At 75.8% G+C, this 14,967-nt stretch carries 14 protein-coding genes; 11 read left to right on the top strand and 3 right to left on the bottom strand.

Annotated elements, in window-relative coordinates; genetic code table 11:
- Positions 1-104: 104 nt before the first annotated feature.
- Positions 105-1,226 carry an NDMA-dependent alcohol dehydrogenase gene (locus DQ238_RS19340; protein WP_370447526.1) on the bottom strand — a complete coding sequence of 374 codons (1,122 nt, stop codon included), beginning with the start codon at positions 1,224-1,226 and terminating at the stop codon, positions 105-107.
- 158 nt (positions 1,227-1,384) lie between these two features.
- Between DQ238_RS19340 and DQ238_RS19335 the strand changes: the two genes are divergently transcribed.
- From DQ238_RS19335 to DQ238_RS19325, 3 genes are read left to right on the top strand one after another with little or no spacing between them, the layout of a single operon-like run.
- A complete protein-coding gene (locus DQ238_RS19335; protein WP_113782875.1) occupies positions 1,385-2,893 on the top strand; it encodes a bifunctional 3-(3-hydroxy-phenyl)propionate/3-hydroxycinnamic acid hydroxylase in 1,509 nt (502 codons plus the stop codon).
- A 4-nt stretch (positions 2,894-2,897) separates the two neighbouring features.
- Positions 2,898-4,217 (top strand): cysteine desulfurase-like protein, encoded by a 1,320-nt coding sequence (locus DQ238_RS24285; RefSeq protein ID WP_113782874.1) that lies wholly within the window; start codon positions 2,898-2,900, stop codon positions 4,215-4,217.
- Complete coding sequence (locus DQ238_RS19325; protein WP_158550847.1) at positions 4,202-4,483, top strand: aldo/keto reductase; 282 nt, start codon at positions 4,202-4,204, stop codon at positions 4,481-4,483. The genes DQ238_RS24285 and DQ238_RS19325 overlap by 16 nt, the downstream gene beginning before the upstream one ends.
- A 191-nt stretch (positions 4,484-4,674) precedes the next feature.
- On the opposite strand, the gene mftR is transcribed toward DQ238_RS19325, so the two are convergent.
- On the bottom strand, positions 4,675-5,274 hold the full coding sequence (gene mftR, locus DQ238_RS19320; RefSeq protein WP_233496114.1) for a mycofactocin system transcriptional regulator: 600 nt from the start codon (positions 5,272-5,274) through the stop codon (positions 4,675-4,677).
- A 133-nt stretch (positions 5,275-5,407) separates the two neighbouring features.
- Here mftR and mftA point away from each other — a divergent pair, with 133 nt between their 5' ends.
- The 7 genes from mftA (at position 5,408) to DQ238_RS19285 (ending at position 11,948) form a co-directional block, all read left to right on the top strand.
- Entirely contained in the window at positions 5,408-5,533 is a 126-nt protein-coding gene (gene mftA / locus DQ238_RS23930; protein WP_233496113.1) for a mycofactocin precursor MftA, read from the top strand.
- 65 nt (positions 5,534-5,598) lie between these two features.
- Complete coding sequence (mftB, locus tag DQ238_RS19310) at positions 5,599-5,889, top strand: mycofactocin biosynthesis chaperone MftB (protein ID WP_113782910.1); 291 nt, start codon at positions 5,599-5,601, stop codon at positions 5,887-5,889.
- Complete coding sequence (mftC, locus tag DQ238_RS19305; RefSeq protein ID WP_113782872.1) at positions 5,886-7,145, top strand: mycofactocin radical SAM maturase; 1,260 nt, start codon at positions 5,886-5,888, stop codon at positions 7,143-7,145. The genes mftB and mftC overlap by 4 nt, the downstream gene beginning before the upstream one ends.
- The gene (locus tag DQ238_RS19300) at positions 7,106-9,058 is read left to right on the top strand and encodes a mycofactocin system FadH/OYE family oxidoreductase 1 (protein ID WP_370447528.1); all 1,953 of its coding nucleotides are present in this window, start codon (positions 7,106-7,108) and stop codon (positions 9,056-9,058) included. The genes mftC and DQ238_RS19300 overlap by 40 nt, the downstream gene beginning before the upstream one ends.
- Positions 9,059-9,243: 185 nt before the next feature.
- Positions 9,244-10,065 carry a mycofactocin-coupled SDR family oxidoreductase gene (locus DQ238_RS19295; protein ID WP_113782871.1) on the top strand — a complete coding sequence of 274 codons (822 nt, stop codon included), beginning with the start codon at positions 9,244-9,246 and terminating at the stop codon, positions 10,063-10,065.
- A gap of 181 nt (positions 10,066-10,246) precedes the next feature.
- Complete coding sequence (locus DQ238_RS19290; RefSeq protein ID WP_113782870.1) at positions 10,247-11,080, top strand: mycofactocin-coupled SDR family oxidoreductase; 834 nt, start codon at positions 10,247-10,249, stop codon at positions 11,078-11,080.
- 37 nt (positions 11,081-11,117) lie between these two features.
- Positions 11,118-11,948 carry a mycofactocin-coupled SDR family oxidoreductase gene (locus tag DQ238_RS19285; protein WP_113782869.1) on the top strand — a complete coding sequence of 277 codons (831 nt, stop codon included), beginning with the start codon at positions 11,118-11,120 and terminating at the stop codon, positions 11,946-11,948.
- A 235-nt stretch (positions 11,949-12,183) separates the two neighbouring features.
- Here DQ238_RS19285 and DQ238_RS19280 read toward each other — a convergent pair whose 3' ends face one another.
- Positions 12,184-12,663 carry a pyridoxamine 5'-phosphate oxidase family protein gene (locus tag DQ238_RS19280; protein ID WP_113782868.1) on the bottom strand — a complete coding sequence of 160 codons (480 nt, stop codon included), beginning with the start codon at positions 12,661-12,663 and terminating at the stop codon, positions 12,184-12,186.
- A gap of 240 nt (positions 12,664-12,903) precedes the next feature.
- Between DQ238_RS19280 and DQ238_RS19275 the strand changes: the two genes are divergently transcribed.
- Positions 12,904-14,844: a mycofactocin system FadH/OYE family oxidoreductase 2 gene (locus DQ238_RS19275; protein WP_233496111.1), complete on the top strand. Its 1,941-nt coding sequence runs from the start codon at positions 12,904-12,906 to the stop codon at positions 14,842-14,844.
- Positions 14,845-14,967: the final 123 nt, after the last annotated feature.

Below are 14,967 nucleotides of genomic sequence, written 5' to 3'. Positions count from 1 at the left end.
CCCGAGCGTGCGAGGGGTGGGGAGGAAGGGTGACGTGCTGGAACGGCCCCCTTCCGGGGGCCCGCCCCGAGCGTGCGAGGGGTGGGGAGGAAGGGGGTCCTTTCTCAGTCGTAGACGATCACGCCGCGGATGTTCTTGCCGGCGTGCATGTCCTCGTAGCCCTGCTGCACCTCGTCGAGCGTGTACCGCTTGGTGACCAGCTCGTCGAGCTTGAGGTTCCCCTCCTGGTAGAGCCTGAGCATCTTGAGGATGTCGGTGTGCGGGTTCGAGTCGCCGAACAGAGCCCCCTTGAGCTCCTTGGCGAAGAGGGTGAGCTCGCCGATGGAGATGGGCAGGTTCTTGTCGGTGATGTCGCCCAGCCCGGTGACGACGATGGTGCCGGCCTTGCGGGTGGCGGAGAAGGCCTGGGCGACGTGCTCGCCGGTCGTGACCCCGATGGTGACCACGGACTTGTCCGCGCCCTGCCCGTTGGTGACGCTCTTGGCGAACTCGTCGGCCTCCTCGATGCTCTCGAAGGCGTGGGTGGCGCCCAGCTCCTGGGCCTTCTCCCGCTTGAAGGCGACGGGGTCGACGGCGATCACGTGGCTGGCGCCGGCGTGCGCGGCACCCTGGACGGCGTTGATGCCGATGCCGCCGATGCCCATGACGATCACCGTGTCGCCGGGCTCGACCCCGGCCGCGATCACCGAGGAGCCCCAGCCGGTGCCGACGCCGCAGCCGGTCAGGCAGGCGACGTCGAGCGGGATGTCCTCGGGGATCTTCACCGCCGAGTCGGCGCTGACCGTGGTGACCTCGGCGAAGGTGCCCAGCCCGCACATCTGGCCGACGGGGGTGCCGTCGGAGGTGGTGAACCGGAAGCTCTCCGGGTCGTCGAAGCGGGCACCGGTGAGCAGGCCCGCGCCCAGGTCGCACAGGTAGCTCATGCCGGCGGCGCACCAGCGGCACTTGCCGCAGGCGGGCAGGAAGGAGAAGACGACGTGGTCGCCCTCCGCGAACCCCTTGGTGCCCTGCCCGACGGCCGTGACGACGCCGGACCCCTCGTGCCCGCCGCACATCGGGTAGTGCGCCACCGGGATGTCACCGGTGGCGATGTGGTCGTCGGAGTGGCACATCCCCGACGCGGCCATCTTCACCTGGATCTCGCCCGGGCGGGGGTCGTCGGCGACCAGGTCGACGACCTCGTACTTGCCGGGGGCGGAGCGCACGATCGCTCCGCGGGTGTTCACGGGCACAGGAGACCTCCTCGTCGCCCTCACCGCTGAGGGCATGTCCGCATGGACCGGCGCACGGCCGTGCTCGGCACGTTATGGCGCGGACCACACCAGGGGAAGGGCGGTGCAACGTCGCCGCCACCTCCTGGTGCGCCGGCTGGGAGGGTGGACCGGTGTCGAACACCCCGGTGGTCGTCGTCGGCGCCGGGCCGGTCGGGCTGACGGCGGCGCTGCTGCTGGCCCGCCGCGGGGTGCAGGTGCTCGTCCTCGAGCGGCAGCCGGCGCCCTACGGGCAGCCCCGCGCGGTGCACCTGGACGACGAGGCGCTGCGGGCCCTGGCCGACGCCGGGGTGGCCGACGACTTCCTCCGGATCGGCCGGCCGGTGCGCGGGCTGCGGCTGCTCGACGGCCGGTTGCGCACCCTCGCCGAGTTCCGCCGCTCCGCGGCCGCGGGGGCGCACGGCTGGCCGCAGGGCTCGATGTTCCACCAGCCCGACCTGGAGGACCTGCTGCTGGCCGCCGTCGGCCGGACGCCGGGGATCACCCTGCGCGCCGGCGCGGAACTCGTCGACCTGGCCCGGGACGACCGCGGCGCGGCGCTCACCGTGCTCGACCGCGCGTCGGGCACCCGCTCCCCGCTGGCCGCCGCCGCGGTACTCGGCTGCGACGGCGCCCACAGCACGGTGCGCCGGCTCGTCGGCGCCCGCATGCGCGACCTCGGCCGGCCCGACCGCTGGCTGGTCGCCGACCTCCGCTCGGCCGCGCCGCTGCCGGTGTGGCCGGGCGTGCACCAGGTCTGCGACCCGCACCGGGCGGCCACGTTCATGCCGGTCACCGGCGACCGCTACCGCTGGGAGGCCCGGCTGCGTCCGGGGGAGATGCCCGAGGAGCTCGCGGCCCGGCTCCCGGCGCTGCTGGCACCCTTCGGCGCGGCGGGCGCCGAGGTGGTGCGGGTGGCCGAGTACACCTACCGCGCCCAGGTGGCCGACCGCTGGCGCAGCGGGCGGGTGCTGCTCGCCGGCGACGCCGCCCACCTCACCCCGCCGTTCATCGGGCAGGGGCTCGGGCTGGGGTTGCGCGACGTCCACCAGCTGGCCTGGAAGCTGGCCGCGGTGCTGACCGGGACCGCCGACGAGGCGCTGCTCGACACGCACCAGGCCGAGCGGGAGCCGCACGCCCGGGCGATGGTGCGGCTGGCGCTGCTGGTCGGCCGGCTGATGACCGGCGGCGGCCGGGGCGCGGCGGGCCTGCGCCGCGGGGTCCTCGCCGTCGCCGGGCGGGTCCCGGCGGTCGCGGCGTTCGCGACCGACAGCCGCACGCCGCCGCTGCGCCGCGGCCCGCTGGTGGCGCGCCGCGGCCGGGCGGGGCGGCGGCTGGCGGGCACGCTGCTGCCCCGCGCCCCGGTCCGCGTCGGCGACCGCGGCTGCCCGGTGGACGACGTCCTCGGGTCCGGGACGGCGCGGCTGCGGCTGCTCGCCCCGGGGCGGCTGGCGGTCCGCCCCGAGGGCGGGCCGGAGACCGAGGTGGTCGACGTGGGCGGCGCGCTCACCGCCTGGCTGCGGCGGGGGCGGGCGGGCAGCGTCGTCGTCCGGCCCGACCGCATCGTGCGGTCGGCGACCCGAGCCGACGCAGAGCGCCGTCCGCGCGACCCGGCCGCAGGGGAGGGCGGCCCGGCATCCTGACCGGGTGAGCTACGACGTCGACGCCGTCCGCGCCTGCTTCCCCGCCCTGCGGTCCGGGACCGCCCACTTCGACGGGCCCGGGGGGTCGCAGGTGCCCGGGTCGGTGGCCGCCGCGGTCGCCGGGGCGATGACCGCGCCGATGGCCAACCGCGGGCGGGTCACGCAGGCCGAGCGCAACGCCGACGACATCGTCCTCGCCGCGCGCCGGGCGGTCGCCGACCTGGTCGCCGGCGACCCCGGTGGCGTCGTCTTCGGCCGCAGCACGACGTCCCTGACCTACGACTTCTCCCGGGTGCTGTCGGCCGGCTGGGGTCCGGGGGACGAGGTGGTGGTGACCCGGCTGGACCACGACGCGAACGTCCGCCCGTGGGTGCAGGCCGCGCGGGCCCGCGGCGCCACGGTGCGCTGGGCGGCGTTCGACCCGGCCACCGGGGAGCTGGCGCCGGAGCAGGTGGGCGCGGTGCTGTCCGACCGAACCCGCCTGGTCGCGGTCACCGGCGCCTCGAACCTCATCGGCACCCGGCCGGACGTCGCCGCGATCAGCGTCCTCGCCTCCGCCGCCGGGGCGCTGACCTACGTCGACGGAGTGCACCTCACCGCGCACGCCGCCGTCGACGTCGAGGTACTCGGCGCCGACCTCTACGCCTGCTCGCCGTACAAGTTCCTCGGCCCGCACTGCGGCTGCGTCATCGCCCGGCCCGACCTGCTGGAGACGCTGCACCCGGACAAGCTGCTGCCCTCGACCGACGCCGTCCCGGAGCGCTTCGAGCTGGGCACGCTGCCCTACGAGCTGCTGGCCGGCACGACCGCCGCGGTCGACTTCCTCGCCGGGCTGGGCCCCCCGGCCGGCAGAGCCGCCGGGCTGGGCCCCCCGGCCGGCAGAGCCGCCGGGCTGGGCCCCCCGGCCGGCAGAGCCGCCGGGCTGGGCCCCCCGGCCGGCAGAGCCGGCGACGGGGGCTCGGAGGGGGACCGCCGGGGCCGGCTGGAGGCCGGGATGGCCGCGGTGGAGGCGCACGAGGACCGGCTGCGGGAGCGCGTCGAGGACGGCGTCCGCGCGCTACCCGGCGTCACCGTGTGGTCCCGGGCCCGGCGGCGCACCCCGACCCTGCTGATGACCTTCGCCGGCCGGGACGCCGCCGACGCCCACCGCTTCCTCGCCGGAAGGGGCGTCAACGCGCCGGCCGGGTCCTTCTACGCGATCGAGGCCTCCCGCTGGCTCGGGCTGGGCGACACCGGTGGCCTGCGGGTCGGGCTGGCCCCCTACACCGACGCCGCCGATGTCGAGCGCCTGCTGGCCGGGCTGCGGGAGTGGCTCGCGTCCTGAGCACCTCGATGGAGGCGCTGACACCTGTGGAGCTGCGCCGGGCGGTGCAGGACGACCTGGACCAGCTGGGGCTGGACGTGCTGGACGTGCTGGACGTGGTCACCCTGCGGATGCCGGGGCTGGGCGAGGCAGAGGAGCGCTCCCTCGCCGAGCCGTTCGCGGCGCTGGCGCAGCTGCAGCAGGAGGGGCTCCTCCGCCACCTCGGGGTGAGCCACGTGACCCCTGCCCAGGTCGGCTGCTGGCCCGTTCCCCCAACCTGCTGCTGATCCCGGGCGCCACCTCGGTGGCGCAGCTGGAGGCGAACCTCGCGGCGGCCGCGCTGCTGCTCGGCCTCGACGACCTGGCCGAGCTGGACCGCCTCGGCGCCGGAGCACCCGGCAGCTGACCCGCCTGACCCGCGCCCACGGGTCCCCGGACGGTGGTGCGGCCCCGGCCCCGCCCCCGGCTCCGGACGGCGTCAGGCGGCGCGGGTGCGCAGGCCGGGGAAGCCCAGGGCGAGCTGGTCGAAGGCGGCGTGCAGGTCGTCGGCGAGGGACGTCGTCCCGTCGGCCAGCCAGACCTCGAACGCCGTCGTCGCGGCCGCGCGCGTGCTCGTGGCGACCAGCCGGGGCAGCAGCGCGCCGGGGGTGAGGCCGGCGCGCCGGGCGACGTGCTCGGCCACCACCCGGTCGACGTCGGCGTAGCGGACCTGCGAGTGCGCCTGCAGGGCCGGCTCGCCCAGGACGAGGGTCATCCGCTGCCGCAGCATCGGCAGGTCGGCCACCGCGTAGTCGTTGACCTCGACGTAGGCCGCGCAGATCGAGGCGAGCACCGGTTGGTCGGGGCGGGTGGCCGACAGCAGCCGGTCCAACCGGTCGACGTGCGACCCGAAGTCGCCCCACACCGCGTCGGCCTTGGTCGCGACGTACCGGAAGAACGTGCGCCGGCTGATCCCCGCGGCGTCGGCGATCTCGTCGGTGGTGACCTGCTCGAAGCCCCTGCGCGTGAACAGGTCGAGGGCGGCCTGCTCGATGCGGGCGCGGGTCTCCGTGCGTGCGTCGGGTAGCAGGTCGGTCACGCACACCATCTTGGAGCACCCGGTGCCGTGGACGGCCGGACCGCCACGTCGGCGTCCCCGGATCGGTGTTGCCGCTGGCACTGGGTGTCACTAACGTCCCGTCCGACCCGTAACCCCGATCACAGGAGGCGCCGTGCCCGAGACCACCGATCCGCAGGCCACCGGCGACGAGGGCACGGCTCCCGCCGCCGAGGAGGTGCTGGTCGAGGAGTCGCTCGTCGAGGAGGTCTCCATCGACGGCATGTGCGGGGTGTACTGATCGAGGCCCCCCTCGCGGCGCCGGCCGAGCCGGTGGGTGACACCGGCGCCGCTCCGCCTCCCGGGATGCCCGACCCCGCACCCTTCGACCCGTCGCTGCCCTGGCGGCGGGCCCGCTCGGTGGCGCTGCGCCCCGAGCCCTTCGGCGCGCTCGTCTACCACTTCGGCAACCGGAAGCTGTCCTTCCTGAAGTCGCCGACGCTGGTCAGCGTCGTCGAGACGCTGGCCGACCACCCCAGCGCCGAGGCCACCCTCGTCGCCTGCGGGGTCCCCGAGGCGCAGCACCCCGCCTACGTCAAGGCCCTGGCCGACCTCGCCCGTTCGCAGATGATCGAGCTCCGGGAGTCCCCCGCATGACCGCCGTCCTGCCTGCCCGCCCGCTGCGTCCCGCCGTGCCGGCCGCCCGCCCCACCTCCCCGACGGGGCGGTTGATCGACCAGTTCGAGTACGGGCTCGACGCCCCGATCTGCCTGACCTGGGAGCTCACCTACGCCTGCAACCTGGCCTGCGTGCACTGCCTGTCCTCCTCCGGACGGCGGGACCCGCGCGAGCTGTCCACCGCCGAGGCCGAGCGCGTTCTCGACGAGCTGCAGCGGATGCAGGTCTTCTACGTCAACGTCGGCGGCGGCGAGCCCACCGTCCGGCCGGACTTCTGGCACCTGCTCGACTACGCCATCGGCCACGACGTCGGGGTCAAGTTCTCCACCAACGGCGTCAAGCTCGACCGCGCCCGCGCCGAGCAGCTGGCGGCCACCGACTACGTCGACGTGCAGATCTCCCTCGACGGTGCGACCGCCGAGGTCAACGACCGCGTCCGGGGCGCGGGCTCGTTCGCCACCGCCGTCCGGGCGCTGGAGAACCTGGCCGAGGCCGGGATGCGCGACTTCAAGGTGTCGGTCGTGGTCACCCGGGAGAACGCCGGGCAGCTCGACGAGTTCAGGGCGCTCACCGACCGCTACGGCGCCCAGCTGCGGATCACCCGCCTGCGCCCCTCCGGCCGCGGCGCCGACGTCTGGGACTCCCTGCACCCGACCCAGGACCAGCAGCGCGAGCTGTACTCCTGGCTGCTGGCCCACGGCGACCGCGTGCTCACCGGCGACTCGTTCTTCCACCTGTCGGCCTACGGCCAGGCGCTGCCCGGGCTGAACCTGTGCGGCGCCGGGCGGGTGGTCTGCCTGATCGACCCGGTGGGCGACGTCTACGCCTGCCCGTTCGCCATCCACGAGCAGTTCCTCGCCGGCAACGTGCGCTCGCCCGGCGGCTTCCAGCGGGTCTGGCGGTCCTCGGAGCTGTTCGCCGAGCTGCGCAGCCCGCAGACCGGTGGCGCGTGCACCAGGTGCGCGCACTTCGACGCCTGCCGCGGCGGCTGCATGGCGGCCAAGTTCTTCACCGGCCTGCCGCTCGACGGCCCCGACCCCGAGTGCGTGCAGGGCTACGGCGAGGCCGCGCTCGCCGCCCGCGCCGCCTCCACGGTTCCGCCGAGGAGCTCCCTCGACCACTCCCACACCGGCCCGGTGCGCGGCCAGCCCACGCTGCTGGGCATGCCGTCGATCCCGAAGGCCCCGGCGAAGACCTGCGACGAGTCCCCGCTGGCCGGGCTCGACCTGCGCTGACCTCGCTGCTCGACCCGCTGGTCCTGGCGGGCCGGACGGCGCCCTCCCGGGTGCTGTTCGGCCCGCACGAGACCAACCTGGGCCGGGGGCGGGCGCTCTCGGCGCGGCACGTCGCCTACTACGCCCGCCGCGCGGGCGGGGGGTGCGGCATCGTCGTCGTCGAGACCGCGTCGGTGCACGCGTCCGACCACCCCTACGAGCGGGCGCCGCTGGCCGCCGAGTGCGGGCCGGGCTGGGCGGGCGTCGTCGCCGCCTGCCGTCCGCACGGCGCGCTCGTGCTCGCCTCGCTCGGCCACACCGGCGCGCAGGGCAGCTCGGCGTACGCGCAGACCCCGCTCTGGGCGCCGTCCGCGCTCCCCGACGTCGCCACCCGCGAGGTGCCGGTGGCGGTGGAGCGGCCGGAGATCGACGCGCTGGTGGACGGCTTCCGGGCGGCTGCGGGCACCGCGGTGGCGGCGGACGCCGACGGCGTGGAGGTCGACGCCGGGGCGCGGTCGCTGCTGCGCCAGTTCGCCTCCGGGCTGACCAACACCCGCACCGACGGCTACGGCGCCGACCGGCTGCGGCTGCTGCGCGAGGTGCTGGCCGCCGTCCGCGCGGCGCTCGGGGACGGGCGGGTGCTCGCGCTGCGGCTGTCCTGCGACGAGCTGGCGCCCTGGGCGGGGATCACCCCGGCGGTCGCGGCGTCGTCCGTGAGCACGCTGGCCCCGCTGGTCGACCTGCTCGTCGTCGTCCGGGGCAGCGGCCTGGCGCCTGCGGCGTACCGGCCGGACGGGCACACCCCACCCGGGTCCAACGCCGACCTCACCCGGCGGGTGCGGGCGGCCGCCGGAGGGACGCCGGTCGTCCTGCAGGGCTCGGTGGTGGACGTCGGGATGGCCGAGGCCGCGCTCGCCGACGGCGTCGCCGACGCCGTCGAGATGACCCGCGCCCAGATCGCCGACGCCGACCTGGTGGCCAAGGCGCGGGCCGGGACGCCGGTGCGGCCCTGCACGCTGTGCAACCAGGCCTGCCAGGTGCACGACGTCCGCAACCCCCTGGTGAGCTGCGTGGCCGACCCGCGCAGCGGCCACGAGACCGAGGAGCCCGACCCGCTGTCGGACAGCCTTCGTGGCCACTTCGGCCCCTCCCCCGGGGGCCGAAGTGGCCACGAGGGCCCCTCGGGGGAGGTGACCGTCGTCGGCGGCGGCCCGGCGGGGCTGGAGGCGGCGCGGGTGCTCGCCGCGGCGGGGGTCGAGGTCCGGCTGGTGGAGCGCTCCGGCCGGCTGGGCGGCGCGCTGCCGCTGGTCGCCGCGCTGCCCGGGCGGGCGCGGTTCGCCGACCTCGCCGGCTGGCTGGTCGGCGAGGTGGCGCGGCTCGGCGTCCGGGTGGAGCTGGGGACGGCGGCGGACTCCGGCGACGTTATCGCCACCGGCGCCCGGCCCCGGCCGCCCGGGTACGTCGTCGCCGGGGAGGCGTGCGTGCTGACCGCCGCCGACGTGCTCGCCGGCGCGGCCGTGCCGCCCGGGCCGGTGGTCGTGCACGACCCCGTCGGCGGGCCGGTCGCGGTGGGGGTGGCCGAGCTGCTCGCCGCGGCCGGCCGCGAGGTCACCGTGGCCACTCCCGACGAGGTGGTCGGCGTCCGGCTGGGCGGTGACCTGGCCCCGGCCAACACCCGGCTGCTGCGGGCCGGGGTGCGCCGGGAGACGGCGTCCGTGCTGCGCGCGGTCGGCGACGGCGCGGCCGTGCTCGCCGACCGCTGGACCGGCGAGCGGCGCGAGCTCCCCTGCGCCGTCCTGGTCGACGCCGCCCCCGGCCTGCCCGGCCGGGTGCCCCCGGGCGCCGTGGCAGCGGGGGACGTCGTCGCGCCGCGCACCGTGCTGGAGGCCGTCCTCGAGGGCCGGCGCGCGGCCCGCACCCTCCTCGGAGCGTGACCGGGCAGGGGTCGGCCCCGGCGGGAGGGCGCCTGCGCTCTCGGCCACGAGCGGGGCCCGGTGGTTGACCTCGACCCCGCGCGACGGGCAGGTTCGCGGGACAGCCGTGGGTACCCCGGCGTCCCGGTCGGTCATCCGTGCGGCCGGTCGCCGCCACCCGTTCCAGGTCGTCGAGGAGGACCGTCATGGGCAAGCTCGAGGGCAAGGTCGCCTTCATCACCGGCGCGGCGCGGGGGCAGGGCCGCTCCCACGCCATCCGGCTGGCCAGGGAGGGCGCCGACGTCATCGCCGTCGACCTCTGCGCCCAGATGGAGACCATCGCCTACCCGATGGCCACGCCGGAGGACCTGGCGCAGACCGCCGAGGAGGTGGAGGCGCTCGACCGGCGGATCGTCACCCGGCAGGCCGACGTCCGGGACGCCGCCGCGCTGCAGACGGCGCTCGACGACGGCGTGGCCGAGCTCGGCCGGGTCGACATCGTGCTGGCCAACGCGGGCATCTCGGCCGCGGGCACGCCGGAGCCCGACCCGCTGCGCACCTGGGACGACGTCATCGGCGTGAACCTGACCGGCGTCTGGCACACGGTGCACGTCGCCGCACCCCGGATGATCGAGCAGGGCCAGGGCGGGTCGATCGTGCTCACCAGCTCGACCCAGGGGCTCACCGGCCGCGGCGGTGACGGCAGCGGCGCCGTCACGGCGTACGCGGCCGCCAAGCACGGCGTCGTCGGCCTGATGCGCAGCTTCGCCCACTGGCTGGCGCCGCACTCCATCCGGGTCAACAGCGTGCACCCCACCGGTGCGGCCACCCCCATGGTCGAGAACGAGGTGCTGAAGAACTGGCTCGCGGCCAACGAGGAGTCCGCGGGGATGCTGGCCAACCTGATGCCCGTCGAGCTGATCGAGGCGGTCGACATCAGCAACGCGATCGCCTGGCTGGTCAGCGACGAGGGCCGGTACGTGACGGGCGTGACGCTCCCGGTCGACGCCGGGTTCACCGTCCGCTAGCCGCTCGCCGGGCCGCACGGTCGCGTCGCGGGGCGGCACGGTCGCGTCGCGGGGCGGCGCTGTTGCGCACACCACACCGCGGCCCCTAGGTTCGGCGATCCAGGCGCATGGTTCCACGCGGGTCGGGCGGCCGACCGTGGCCCGCTCCACGGTCGAGGGTGGCGCGGCGAGAGGAGCGGTCATGGGCAGGATGGACGGCAAGGTCGTCTTCATCACCGGCGCCGGGCGGGGGATGGGCCGCAGTCACGCCGTCCGGCTCGCGCAGGAGGGCGCCGACGTCATCGGGATGGACGTCTGCGGGCCGATCCCGAGCGCCACCGGCCCGGTGACCACGCCCGACGACCTGGCCGAGACCGTGAAGGCGGTGGAGGCCCTCGACCGGCGGATGGTCGCGTTCCAGGCCGACGTCACCGACGAGGAGGCGCTCACCGAGGGCCTCGCCGACGGGGTCGCCCAGCTGGGCCGGCTCGACGTCGCCGTCGCCAACGCCGGCATCGGCGTCCCGCCGCACGAGGTGGCCGAGACGCCGGTCCAGGAGTGGCGGGACATGCTCGAGGTCAACCTGACCGGCGTCTTCCTCACCGCCAAGGCCGCCGTCCCGCACATCCGGGCCTCCGGGAACGGCGGCGCGGTCATCCTGGTCAGCTCGGCGCTGGGGCTGCGCGGCATGCCGAACGTGGCCTCCTACGTCGCCGCCAAGCACGGCGTCGTGGGGCTCATGCGCAGCCTGGCCCAGGAGCTGGCCCCGGACCGGATCCGGGTCAACTCGATCCACCCCACCAACGTGGACACGCCGCTGATCCAGAACGAGAACGTGTACCGCCTGTTCCGGCCCGACCTCGAGCACCCCACCCGGGACGACGTCCGCGACGTCTTCCAGTCGCTCAACCTGCTCGAGACGCCGTGGGTGCAGCCCGAGGACGTCAGCGAGGCCGTCCTCTACCTGGCCGCGGACTCCGGCCGCTTCGTCACCGGGACCCGGCACACGGTCGACGCCGGCTGGACCACCAAGTGACCTGACCGACCACCAGCGAGCGAGGGGAGCAGCACCCATGGCCGGACGTGTAGAGGGCAAGGTCGCGTTCATCACGGGGGCCGCGCGCAGCCAGGGGCGCAGCCACGCGGTGCGCCTGGCACAGGAGGGCGCCGACGTCATCGCCGTCGACCTGTGCGGGCCGGTGGAGAGCATCCAGATGTACCCGCCGGCGACCGCGGAGGACCTCGCCGAGACGGTGCGCCAGGTCGAGGAGCTGGACCGGCGCATCGTCGCCACCCAGGCCGACGTCCGGGACAGCGCCGCGCTGAAGACCGCCGTCGACGAGGGGGTGGCGCAGCTCGGCCGGCTCGACATCGTGCTGGCCAACGCGGGCGTGTTCGAGATCCAGCCCTCGCTCGAGCTCACCGACGAGGCCTGGCGCGAGATGATCGACATCAACCTCACCGGCGTCTGGAACACCTGCAAGGTGGCGCTGCCGCACCTCGTCGACAACGGCGGGTCGATCGTCATCACCAGCTCGACCGCCGGGCTCAAGGGAACGCCGAACACCATCCACTACACCGCGGCCAAGCACGGCGTCATCGGCGTCATGCGGACCCTGGCCAACGAGTTCGGCAAGCAGTCGATCCGCGTCAACTCCGTGCACCCCACGGGGGTGGACACGGTGATGATCCAGAACCCGAAGACCTGGGGGCTGTTCACGCCCGACGACCCCGAGCCCAACCGCGAGAAGTTCGCCGAGCTGTTCGAGACGCTGCACCCGCTGCCGGTGCCCTACGTCGACCCGGTCGACATCTCCAACGCGATCCTGTTCCTCGTCTCCGACGAGGCCCGCTACATCACTGGGGTCACCCTGCCGGTGGACGCCGGCTACACCATCCGCTGAGCCGCACGAGCGGGCCCGGCCACGGCATCCCGTGGCCGGGCCCGGTCAGCGCAACGGAGCGACGAGCCCGGCGCCGCCCCGGGGGAGCAGGACGGGCGAGAGGTCGGCCAGCGTCAGGACGGCGAGGAAGACCAGCAGGACGACGATCGCGAGCATCGGGACACCTCCAGGTGGACGCTCTCCACGGTGGCGCGCCCGCCTGGGTGCCCGGTCGACGTCGGCTGCCGGTCGGCTGTCAGAGGTCGACCTTCTGGTGCTCGCCGGTGTCGGGCTTCTGACCGGTGGCCTTGGCCTTGACGAAGCTGAACGCGGTGGCCAGCCGGTTGCCGGGGCTGTCCCAGTACTCCGCGGAGTCGCCGTCGACCTCGACCAGCACGACGGAGGGGTCCTCCGGGCCCTGCGGCAGCCACGCCTCCACGGCGCTGTTCCACAGCTCCTTCTTCTTCGCCGTGTCCTCGACGACGGCGGCCATCCCGGTGAGCGACACCCAGGTGCCGCCCGAGCCGATGCCGACGTTGACCTGCGGCGAGGTGGCGATGTGGCCGAGCCACGGAGCGGTCCGCTCGGCGAAGAACCACAGGTCGCCGTCGAACTCGACCTCCTGCAGCGCCATGGGGCGGCTGGTCAGCTTCCCCTGGGGGGTCACCGTGGTGAGGAAGCCGATGCGCTCCCCCTTGATCAGCTCGGCGACCTTGCGGGTGTCCTCGGTGGTCATGTCCGTCCTCTCGGAGTGCGGGTCGGGTCGGCCCCCTCCTGCCCAGGACGCCGGACCCCGACACGCGGGCGGCGGCGTGGGGCCGGCCGCTCGCTGCGACGACTGCTCCGCCACCCCGGCCACCGAGACCTGCGGCACGGTGCACGGGCTCGCCTCCGCAGAGCAGCCTCGAGGAGGCGTGCTCCCGAGTCTCTACTGTCGCCGGGAGGCGGCATCCCGGGGACAGGGGAGGTGGTGCGGGTGGGCTGCGAGCGCCTGTCCACCCCGCTGTGGGTCGGCCCGGTGACGCTGCCCAACCGGGTCGTCTTCCCGGCCCACCTGACGAACTTCGCCATCGACGGCCTGCCGACGGCCCGGCACGCCGCCTACTACGCCGCTCGCGCGGCCGGCGGAGCCGGTCTGGTGGTCACCGAGGAGTGCTCGACCGACCCGGCCGACCGCCCCTACGAGAAGCTCCTCCGCGGGTACGACCCGGCTGTCCTGCCCGGGTACCACCTGGTCACCGACGCCGTCCACGCACATGGCGTACCGGTGTTCGCCCAGGTCAACCACAACGGGGGGCAGTCGGACTCCCTGCACACCCGGGCCCCGGTGGTCGCGCCGTCGCCCGTCCCCGACCCGCTGTTCGGCGAGGTCCCCCGCGAGGCCGGCACCGCCGATCTCGCCCGGCTGGTCGCCGGCTACGCCGACGTCGCCGCCCGGTGCGCGGCCGGGGGATTCGACGGCGTCGAGGTTCAGGGCTCGCAGTCCTCGCTGGTCCGCCAGTTCCTCTCCCGCGCCACCAACCGGCGCACCGACGGCTACGGCGGCCCTCTGGAGCACCGCGCCCGCTTCCTCGTCGAGGTGCTCACCGCCGTCCGGGAGGCGGTCGGGCCGGCCCACGCCGTCGGCGTCCGGCTGGCCGGCGAGGAGGGCGTGGACGACGGGACGACGCTCGCCGAGGCCGTGGCCACCGCGCGGCTGCTCGCCGAGCGCGGGCTGGTCGACTACCTGAGCACCACGGTCGGCGTGGCGACGGCGACCCTCGAGCGCGTGATCCCGCCGATGACCACCCCGCCCGGTTGCGCCCGCTGCGTCTCCGCCGCGATCCGCGCCGCCGTCGACGTGCCGGTCGTCGGGGTCGGCCGTTTCCTCGCCCCGGCGCAGGCCGAGCGGGCGCTGGCCGACGGCGACTGCGACCTGGTCGGCGTCGTCCGCGGGCAGATCGCCGACCCGGAGTGGGCGGGCAAGGCCGTCGCCGGGCGAGCCGCGGAGATCCGCACCTGCCTCGGCTGCAACCAGGAGTGCGTGGGCCGGGTCGGACGCAACCGCCCGCTGGGCTGCGTGACCAACCCGCGGGCCGGCCGCGAGGCCCCGCTGCCGGTGCCGGAGCGCCGCCGGCGGGTGCTCGTCGTCGGGGGTGGGCCGGCCGGGCTGCGCGCCGCCGCGACCGCCGCCCAGCGCGGGCACGCGGTCACCGTGTGGGAGCAGGACCCGCGCACCGGCGGCTCGATCCGGACCGCGGCGTCCGCCCCCGGCCGGGCGGGGCTGCGCCCGCTGGTCGACGACCTCGCCGCCGAGTGCGCCCGGGCCGGCGTCGACGTGCGCACCGGGGTGCGCGCCACCGCCGACCGGGTGCGCGCCGAGGCGCCGGACGTCGTCGTCCTCGCCACCGGCGCCCGCGCCGTCCGGCCGGCGTGGGCCGGGGAGTGCGACCGCGTCGTCGACGTGCGCGACGTGCTCACCGGGCGGACGTCCCCGGCCGGCGAGGTGCTGGTCGTCGACGACCTCGGGACCGCCGCGGCGACCGCCACGGCGGAGCTGCTCGCCGGCCGCGGCTGCGCGGTCGAGGTGACCACCGCGGCGATGGCCGTCGGGCAGGACCTCGGGCTCACCCTGGACCGACCCGGCTGGGAGGGGCGGGCAGCCCGGCTGGGCATCCGGCGGTCGCCCGATCGGCTGGTGACCTCGGTGGCGCCCGGCGCGCGGCCCACCGTCCGGCTGCTGCACCACCCGACCGGCGCCGCCGAGGAGCGGACCGTCGACTGGGTGGTGGTGGCCGCGCCCGCGGCGCCGGACGACGAGCTGTGGCACGCCCTGCACGGCAGCGGGCTGGAGGTCCACCGGGTGGGCGACTGCCTCGCCCCTCGCCGGGCGGGGGCGGCGACCCTGGACGGCGAGCGGGTGGGCGCCGCGGTCTAGTACTACAGGGCTACAGCCTTGGCGTGGCAACGCGGTGATCGTGCTCCGGCGTGCTGCTGTTCAGGATGCGGTGCTGCCGAGACAATGATGCTGTGTCGTGCACAGACCTGCAGGATTGGTCGG

The sequence above is a fragment of the Geodermatophilus sp. TF02-6 genome (genome assembly GCF_003319115.1).
Lineage (GTDB): Bacteria > Actinomycetota > Actinomycetes > Mycobacteriales > Geodermatophilaceae > Geodermatophilus.
This window is presented reverse-complemented; position numbering and strand designations above follow the sequence as displayed.

What these genes read in the sequence shown, in the direction of transcription:
- mftB (WP_113782910.1), top strand. Translation starts at nt 5,599, where the DNA reads ATGCCCGACCCCGCACCCTTCGACCCGTCGCTGCCCTGGCGGCGGGCC.
- mftC (WP_113782872.1), top strand. Translation starts at nt 5,886, where the DNA reads ATGACCGCCGTCCTGCCTGCCCGCCCGCTGCGTCCCGCCGTGCCGGCC.
- DQ238_RS19295 (WP_113782871.1), top strand. Translation starts at nt 9,244, where the DNA reads ATGGGCAAGCTCGAGGGCAAGGTCGCCTTCATCACCGGCGCGGCGCGG.
- DQ238_RS19290 (WP_113782870.1), top strand. Translation starts at nt 10,247, where the DNA reads ATGGGCAGGATGGACGGCAAGGTCGTCTTCATCACCGGCGCCGGGCGG.
- DQ238_RS19285 (WP_113782869.1), top strand. Translation starts at nt 11,118, where the DNA reads ATGGCCGGACGTGTAGAGGGCAAGGTCGCGTTCATCACGGGGGCCGCG.
- DQ238_RS19280 (WP_113782868.1), bottom strand. Translation starts at nt 12,663, where the DNA reads ATGACCACCGAGGACACCCGCAAGGTCGCCGAGCTGATCAAGGGGGAG.